Below are 7261 nucleotides of genomic sequence, written 5' to 3'. Positions count from 1 at the left end.
TAATGATCGCAATGGCCGCGAGCATCGTCACGCTGACATGGATCAAACCCCTGGATAGGTCAAAGTCGCCCTGACCGGACGCTTACACTGAGAGGGGCGGCATTGCATCCGTAAAAACCTAAGATTGCCGCTGTTCGCTGGCCCCATGGTTGACCGCTCAATGCACAGTAAGCTGGTTCCGAGAGCAGGGAGGTGCATTTGCATTGACACCATTCGAACCAATAGACTTGATGGTGTCGCGGAAGATTCAAGTGCAATGGCGAGGCGACTAGTTGCCGGTGTGTTCCCGATGTCTAAGCCTGATCAACTTCGGAAAATATTATGATAGGTCAAAATACATCCAGGCAGGGTCGCTACGGAGAAGCGCTTTTCTCTGAACTGTGTCAGAAATCCTCCGCTATGGTTGATGCGGTCGTTAACAAGGCAGCAGATGATGAACATGGATGGGATCATGTTATTGATTTGACCCCACCGCATTCGCGGGCGCTCCCCGCAGATCTCAATACTCATCTGATTCAGTGCTTCGCTCAGATCAAAACAACTACCGGCAAGAAGCCGAGGACGCGAATTAAGCTCAGCAATGCGATAAAGGCTGCAAAATCCCCTAATCCTACCTTTGTGTTTTTATTTCATCATCAGCGGGATGACGACGCTCCGACGCTATACGGACGACATTTCTGGCGGGACGATATCGAGCGGATACTTCGGCGCGCACGAGAGATTTCTGTGAGCGGCTCGGATAAGGAGCTTCATCATATATGCCTGCCCCTCACGTTTTCCGATGCCGATCGGATCGGAGATCTTCCCAGCGACTGGATGTTTGACGTGGTCCAAAAGCACGGGGGCGGAATATACTCCAACGAAAAGCTGAAGCTTGTGCAGACCGTAGGTTATGAGGAATTTTCCCATAATGGCACGTTTTCGATTCCTTCATCGGCCTCGATTGAAGAAATAGTTTTGCATGAATTGGGATTGCGCGAAGATCTACCTTTTATAGATTTTCAAGTCTTTGATCAGCGTTTTGGGTTGGACGTTGCGATTCCCGATCAATCCTTCAAAGAAGGAAGGATTTCAATTTCCTGTGAGCCCAAGCCGGTAACGCTAAAAATAATTTCAGAGGATGGGCCTGAATTCGAGATTCAGGCAAATGGTAGAATTCCTAGGCTAATATCTCCAAATGACCCGAATTTCAAGATTCGTATAGATGCAGGTTGCATCGACATCTTGACCTCGTTTGGTCAGAGTGATCAGAAAATTAAGTTTTCGCTGGACTTAGATGAGTTGGGAAACTTTAGCCAAAAAATTGGACTTATGTGTATTTTGTCTTGGGGGCGAAGCCAAAGATTGCGCTTTGAAGTGCATCTGGAGCAAGGCAAAGTTTTCGGCGGAGAGATGAATAAAGTTTCTATCGCGGGTGATTGGTTCAAGCAGCATGCGGATGTCGGAATTCATCTTGCCAATTTACTTGGGCCTCAAAGAATGAAAGATATCCAGATTAGCCATTCTGGTTTCCAAAGATGTGTTTCGGACATGTACATTGCCGCGACACTGGTAGCATCAGGGGCTTTGCGTTTCGATGGCGAGTTCGACGGGGAGATCGACCAGTTCGGTCATTTGATCGGTTATGCCTGCACCGTCGTTGAGGATTGGTGCGTAGGAGCGATCTATCAGGTTGAACACAATGCGCGCGCAAGTGAGGGAGGGCGTCAGAAATTCTATTTCAGTCGGCCGAAGGTCGTGCGCAGGTTTGCGTATAAGCAGCAGTATGAGCATTTTAAGGAGTTCGTTGCCGCTGAATTTATAGACTTCAGATCACGCTTTGATGGCCCAACCGCCGTGTTGATGGGGGGCAACATCGCGGAATGGTCAACGGCATTCAGCGGAAATGGGGCACTTTCAATTGATGTTGAATGATACGCTTTCTAAGCTATTGCCCATATTCTAGGCGGTAATTCATCGTCAGCATCGTCAGCATCGTCAGCATCGTCAGCATCGTCAGCATCGTCAGCCGCGCGGCGCTCCGTGCTTGGCCTTTGGCTGACGATCTGACGATGGCTGACGATCATTGCACCAGATCCAGCGTGATCACCCGCAGCCCCAGCTTGCCCTCGCGGTCGAAGCCGGTCTTCACGCCGCGACGGCGCAGCAAAGGCGAGACGCGGCGCAGCGTGCTGGTGAGGTGGTTGGGTTGCCGGGGCAGGTCACTGTCCTCCGACAGCAACGGGAAGCGTTGCCGCAGCAGCTTCAGAAGCTCGGTCGCCGTGCCGCGCCAGGACGGGTGATCCTGCATCATCGTCAGCACCGCCTCGGCCAGGGGGTTGCCCTCGATGGCGGCGCTTTCCGTGTTCGCCCGGTTGGCGCGATAGATCCGCAAGAAGCTGCCGTCCTCCCAGCCAAGCGCGGGCTCTGCGGCGGTGATCCATTTCGCGAAGTCCGCCATCCGCGGGCGTTCCGCCAGGCTCACGGCGCCGATGCGCGACAGCGCGCAACTGGTGGCGTCGAGAAGGGCGGCCAGAATCCCCGGGGCGGCGCGCTCAAAACCCTTCCAGAACTCGGCCTCGAACTGCCGCGCGCCTGCTTCGATCACCGGCAGATGCACCACAATCGCCCGGTCGGCCAGATCCGGGCGGCTGGCCAGATCCGGGATGCCGTTCAACAAAATGGGCCGGGTCGCGGTGAACAGCACCTCGTCGCTGTCCGATTGCAGCTTGCGCGTGCCAAAGCCGCCCCCGGTCGCGATGCGGCACAAAGCATCCGCCAGCACCGGCTTGACGCCCGAGAGGTTGTCAAAGGCCAGGACGTGGTTGTGCTTCGCCGCAATCACCAGATCCTGTTCTGACTGCGGCGCGCTCCGCGCCATCGGGTTCGCGGGGTCGATCAGGCTGCGCAGCACCTTCGCCGTCGTGCTTTTCGCGCTGCCCTGTTCGCCGGTCAGGATCAGGATGGGGTAGGGGCCGCGCGGATGGAAACAGCCCAGAAGCCAGGCCACCAACATGCGAAAGTCGTCTTCGCTGCCCAGGTTCAGGAACGGGCGCAGCGCGGCGATGCCCTGCGGCTGGCGGACCGGCACCGGCAGCGCCGCCATCGAGCGCGCCCGCAAGAACCGCACCGGGGGCCGCGCGATCACCTGCCAGCCCTGCGCATCAATCGCCACGCCGCGCCAACCGGCGTCCCCAAGGTTGAGATAAAGACAGCGCCCCGCCTCGCCGATGCGCAGGAAGTTGCGGTGACAGGCGCCATCAAAGAGCGCTTCGCCGGTCAGCGCGCGGCAGTGATCCTCCAGCGCCGCGGCGGACAGCATTTTGCCGTGTTCCTGGCGATGACGATAAGACAGCAGATCGCGGAAGCTGCGCGAGGCAATCGGCCAATGCTCAATATGCCCGTTGACGCAGACCGAGGCGAAGGCCTCGCGGTCGGGGCTGTGCCAGAGGTCGAGGTAATCCGCGGAATTTAGCGGGTCCGGTGTAAATTCAGCGGAATTAGCGGAATTGGCGCTGATTTTAGCGGTTTCAGCGCTCATTTTATCGCCGCGAGGGCTAATTTTAGTATCGGCTACGCTAAATTTGGCGTCTTCGTCGCTAAAATAGCCGTCCAAAATCCGCTGCAACTGACGGAATGTGAGGCCCTGCGCCACCGCATCCGCCGCATCCCAACCGGGTTCCAGCGCGGCAGGGGCCGGTTGATCCAGCATCGCGCCGACAAAGGCCGGATCAATCCGCAAGACCGCAACGCGACACCCAAGCGCGGTCAAGGCTGCCTCGGCTTGTGCTGCATAGGCACGCCCCGGCGCGTCGTGATCGGGCCAGATCACCACGCGGCGCCCCGCCAGCGCGGCAAGGTCGGTCTTCGACAAGGCCTTGGCGCCGCCAAAGCTCGTCGTTGCCAGAAAGCCCAGGGCGCCAAGCGCATCGGCGCATTTCTCGCCCTCGACAAAAACAACAAGTTCCGCAGGCGCCGCCAGGATCCGGTCGAGATTGTAAAGCGGGCGGAACTCCGGCGCTTTCCATTCGCCCCGCACCACATCGAAGGGCAGAAAGAACTTCCGCCGCCCGGGCGGGTCATAGCGATGGGCGATCAGCACCGCCCCCCCGGTCGCATCGCGATAAACATGGCTGTGCGCAGCCTTTCCCGCTTTCGGGTGCACAAGTGCCCGCGTCAGATCCTCGGCCATCAGTTCAGCCCCAGGTCTTTCGCCAGGCTGCGCGCCGCCTCGCCCATGCTCAGGTAATGCAGATAGGCGTAAAGGCTGACCGGATCGCGGCCCTTGTCGCCGGTCGCAAAATCCGCCCAGACGCCGCAATCGACATTGATGCAAAAGGAGCCGCGGTGCCGGTCGGGCCGCGTCGGGTTCAACGCCACCCATTCCCGCCCGCACAGCCGACCATCGGGCAGCCAACGCGCCAGAAGGGCAGGGTACTGCGCCAGGCACGCGCGGTTGATCTCGGCAAAGCTGACCTGCGGGCGATAATGATACATCATTTGCCCCCGTGCAGCCGCGACGCCACGAAGGCCTCGACATCGGTGCGGCGATACCGCACCAGGCGGCCCGCTTTCACATAGGGCAGGTTGTAGCGCTTGGTGCAGCGCCAGACATTCAGGGTTTCCACCGAAACGCCAAGGCATTCGGCCACCTGTTCGGGCGTCATCAGAATTTGCGGAAAGGGCGAGGTCATTGGAACAATCTCCGGTGTTGCTGTGTCACAGCCGGAAATTGCCCGTCGCCTCGATTACTTTCCAATCGTTCCGGTCGTGGTTTTCAGCCCCCGATTTCACGCATGGAAATCACGACAGTTTCCGATTGACCCGCCTCCTGCGGCAGCACTTCCCGCGCATCGCGCAGCTTTTGCGCAATCAGGCTGCGCCGGTAATCTGCGCCGAACGCCTTCAGACAGGTTTCGGCAAAGTCGAGCGTGGCGGAGTTGTTGCCAATCCCCTTGCCCTCATACCGTCCCTCGGTAAAAGGCCGGGCGGAATATTTCGGCCACATGTCCCAAAGCTGCGCCGCAAAATGCGCCAGCGCCGAATTTGCCACCAGACCGTGACGCGCCAGCCGCGTCCGATAGCGCCTCTCGGGGTCGTCGTCTTGCGCCGCCACCCGCACGCGCTGCGCATCTTGGACCTTGGCGCTGGCGCCCATCCCGTCAAGGCGCGTCGGCAGCGCCCGCGGCTTTTCGATCTTGGCCCGCTGCAGCGCCACCCGCAGATCAAAGAGCAATGCCTGCAGCGGCACATAAAGGCTTTGGTCCTGCGCGCTCCGCATCAGATCGCTCAGGCGCACACCGTCCTGTTCAAAACGCGGATCGGGCAGCGCGCCGCTCTCCTCAATCAGCCGCTGGCCCGCTTCGCCGGTGTCGCGCACCGCGCGCAGCGCTTGCGTCAGCGCAAAGGCCGCCTCCTGTGCCTTCGACAAGGCCCGCGTTTCTTCCGTGATACTGGGCAAGCGTTCCTCGATCTTGCGCGCCTGCAAAAAGCCAAAGAGCAGATTGAAGTGATCGCGCGCAAAGGCGTTCAGATCGACTTCGGCCCGGTCACGGCCCAGATAGCCCAACAGCCTGTCGAGATAGGCGTCATCAAAGGGGAAGGCGTCGAGGTCATAGCCATGCCCCGCAAGCGTCGCGCGGAAACTGAAGGTCTTCAGCGTCATTCCTCGCCCCGTCCCGCCGCCATGTAACCGAACATCGCTTCCGTCGCCTTGTTCACCGAGGCCCGCACCGGGTCGAGGTTCAACCGCGCATAAATCGCCGTGCTTTGCTGGCTGCGATGCCCCAGCGACTTGCCGATGATGTAACCATTCGCCCCGGTCGCGGCCTGATAGCTGCCCAGCGTCCGCCGCAGGTCGTGAATCCGCAGGTTTTCGATCCCGGCTTCCTTCAAAATCCGCGCCCAGGCCTTCTTCGGGTCCGCCAGATGCCCCGAGGCGCTGTCCGCCGGAAACACCCAGGGGCTGTCCGAAGCCAGCTTGCGCGCCTTCAGCAGATCCACCGCCTGCCGCGGCAGGTGCACCGTCAGCGGATCGGCGTTCTTGGTTTCCTCGATCCGCCAGGTTTCCGTGGTGAAGTTGATATCCTTCCACCGCATCGCCAGCGTGTTCGACTTGCGCGCCCCCGTCAGCAGCGACAGCAAAAAGAAGTCCCGCGCCGCCTCATTGGGTTCATGTGACAAAGCCTCGAAAAAGCGCGGCAGCTCGTCGGGCTGAAGGAAGCGGTCACGGCTTTTCTCGCGGAATTTCTGGATCCCCACTGCCGGATTGACCCCGGCCCAGCCCCAATCAATCGCCTTGTTGAAGATCGAGCGAATGCGTTCCAAAAGCCGGTTGGCCTGATAGGGGCCGTTTTCCTTGCCGATCCGCGCATGCAGCCGCTCGACCTCAGCCTTGTCGAGGCTCGATATCTTGCGCTTGAACCAATGCGACAGGAACTTGTTCACTTCCCGCTCGTCATAGGCCCAGGAGCGCTTGTGCACCTTGGAATATTTTTCCAGATATTCGCCAAAGAGCGCCCCGAAGGTCATTTCATCGCGCACCGCGCGGCGTTCCTTCTGCGGGTTGATGCCCTGGGCAATCTGCCCCTTGGCTTCTTGTGCGGCCTTGCGGGCATTCTCGATCGACAGATCGGGAAACCGCCCCAAAAGCAGCCGTTCCGGGCGCCCCTCGATCCGCTTGTAAAGGTAAAACGACTTCGCCCCGCCCGCGGTCACCGCCAGCACAAGCCCGGCTTCCCGCTCGTCGTAATAGTAAAGCTTCGCGCCCTTCGGCGCAGGCGGCAGCTTCGCCAGGGCCGCCTTGGTGAAGTTCAATGTCTCGCTTGCCATCCCGCCCATCCGACCGTCAGGTGTCGCCGCCAAAAAAAACAGCGGTGCTACGCTGGTGCTACACCAGAGCGCAAAAATCGGCAATCTGCGGAAGTCTCATGATGTGGGTGAGTTCGCGCAACATACTGACAAATAACGATAGAAAATCCTGTGGCTATCACCGTCAATCCTAAGGTCATGTGGCTCATAACCTGAAGGCCGCAGGTTCAAATCCTGCCCCCGCAACCAAAATCATCTAGCTAGATCAATGCCTTACGCCTCGCCGAACCGCGGGGCTTTTTGCTTTCCCGGCGCAGGATCCCCCAAGCCCCCGTCGCAAAACGATAAAATCGACCGAAGCTCCCCAAAAATCTCAATCAAATGCCCGCCAGGTTGGTCCGGCTGAGGGATCATCACAATCCTCTCGATCAGGCCGCGCAGAATGGCCACCGCTTCCGGAAGACTCTCCGGA

At 59.3% G+C, this 7261-nt stretch carries 7 protein-coding genes; 1 reads left to right on the top strand and 6 read right to left on the bottom strand.

The window, feature by feature from the left end:
• Positions 1-399: 399 nt before the first annotated feature.
• Complete coding sequence (locus FBT96_RS11945) at positions 400-1914, top strand: hypothetical protein (protein WP_136906926.1); 1515 nt, start codon at positions 400-402, stop codon at positions 1912-1914.
• Between the two features lie 148 nt (positions 1915-2062).
• On the opposite strand, the gene FBT96_RS21305 is transcribed toward FBT96_RS11945, so the two are convergent.
• The 6 genes from FBT96_RS21305 to FBT96_RS21060 all read right to left on the bottom strand — a co-directional run.
• Complete coding sequence (locus tag FBT96_RS21305) at positions 2063-4171, bottom strand: ATP-binding protein (RefSeq protein WP_136906924.1); 2109 nt, start codon at positions 4169-4171, stop codon at positions 2063-2065.
• Positions 4171-4476 carry a hypothetical protein gene (locus tag FBT96_RS11935; protein WP_136906922.1) on the bottom strand — a complete coding sequence of 102 codons (306 nt, stop codon included), beginning with the start codon at positions 4474-4476 and terminating at the stop codon, positions 4171-4173. The genes FBT96_RS21305 and FBT96_RS11935 overlap by 1 nt, the downstream gene beginning before the upstream one ends.
• A complete protein-coding gene (locus tag FBT96_RS11930) occupies positions 4476-4673 on the bottom strand; it encodes a helix-turn-helix domain-containing protein (protein ID WP_136906920.1) in 198 nt (65 codons plus the stop codon). The genes FBT96_RS11935 and FBT96_RS11930 overlap by 1 nt, the downstream gene beginning before the upstream one ends.
• An 83-nt stretch (positions 4674-4756) precedes the next feature.
• Positions 4757-5644: a hypothetical protein gene (locus FBT96_RS11925; RefSeq protein ID WP_136906918.1), complete on the bottom strand. Its 888-nt coding sequence runs from the start codon at positions 5642-5644 to the stop codon at positions 4757-4759.
• Complete coding sequence (locus FBT96_RS11920) at positions 5641-6810, bottom strand: tyrosine-type recombinase/integrase (protein ID WP_136906916.1); 1170 nt, start codon at positions 6808-6810, stop codon at positions 5641-5643. Before FBT96_RS11920 ends, FBT96_RS11925 begins: the two co-directional genes overlap by 4 nt.
• Before the next feature lie 252 nt (positions 6811-7062).
• Positions 7063-7261, bottom strand: a 199-nt coding sequence (locus FBT96_RS21060; protein ID WP_212635386.1) for a hypothetical protein, incomplete at its 5' end; no start/stop codon positions are given.

The sequence above is a fragment of the Rhodobacter capsulatus genome (assembly GCF_005144475.1).
GTDB classification, from domain to species: Bacteria; Pseudomonadota; Alphaproteobacteria; order Rhodobacterales; family Rhodobacteraceae; genus Rhodobacter; species Rhodobacter capsulatus_C.
This window is presented reverse-complemented; position numbering and strand designations above follow the sequence as displayed.

What these genes read in the sequence shown, in the direction of transcription:
- FBT96_RS11945 (WP_136906926.1), top strand. Translation starts at nt 400, where the DNA reads ATGGTTGATGCGGTCGTTAACAAGGCAGCAGATGATGAACATGGATGG.
- FBT96_RS11935 (WP_136906922.1), bottom strand. Translation starts at nt 4,476, where the DNA reads ATGTATCATTATCGCCCGCAGGTCAGCTTTGCCGAGATCAACCGCGCG.
- FBT96_RS21305 (WP_136906924.1), bottom strand. Translation starts at nt 4,171, where the DNA reads ATGGCCGAGGATCTGACGCGGGCACTTGTGCACCCGAAAGCGGGAAAG.
- FBT96_RS11925 (WP_136906918.1), bottom strand. Translation starts at nt 5,644, where the DNA reads ATGACGCTGAAGACCTTCAGTTTCCGCGCGACGCTTGCGGGGCATGGC.
- FBT96_RS11930 (WP_136906920.1), bottom strand. Translation starts at nt 4,673, where the DNA reads ATGACCTCGCCCTTTCCGCAAATTCTGATGACGCCCGAACAGGTGGCC.
- FBT96_RS11920 (WP_136906916.1), bottom strand. Translation starts at nt 6,810, where the DNA reads ATGGCAAGCGAGACATTGAACTTCACCAAGGCGGCCCTGGCGAAGCTG.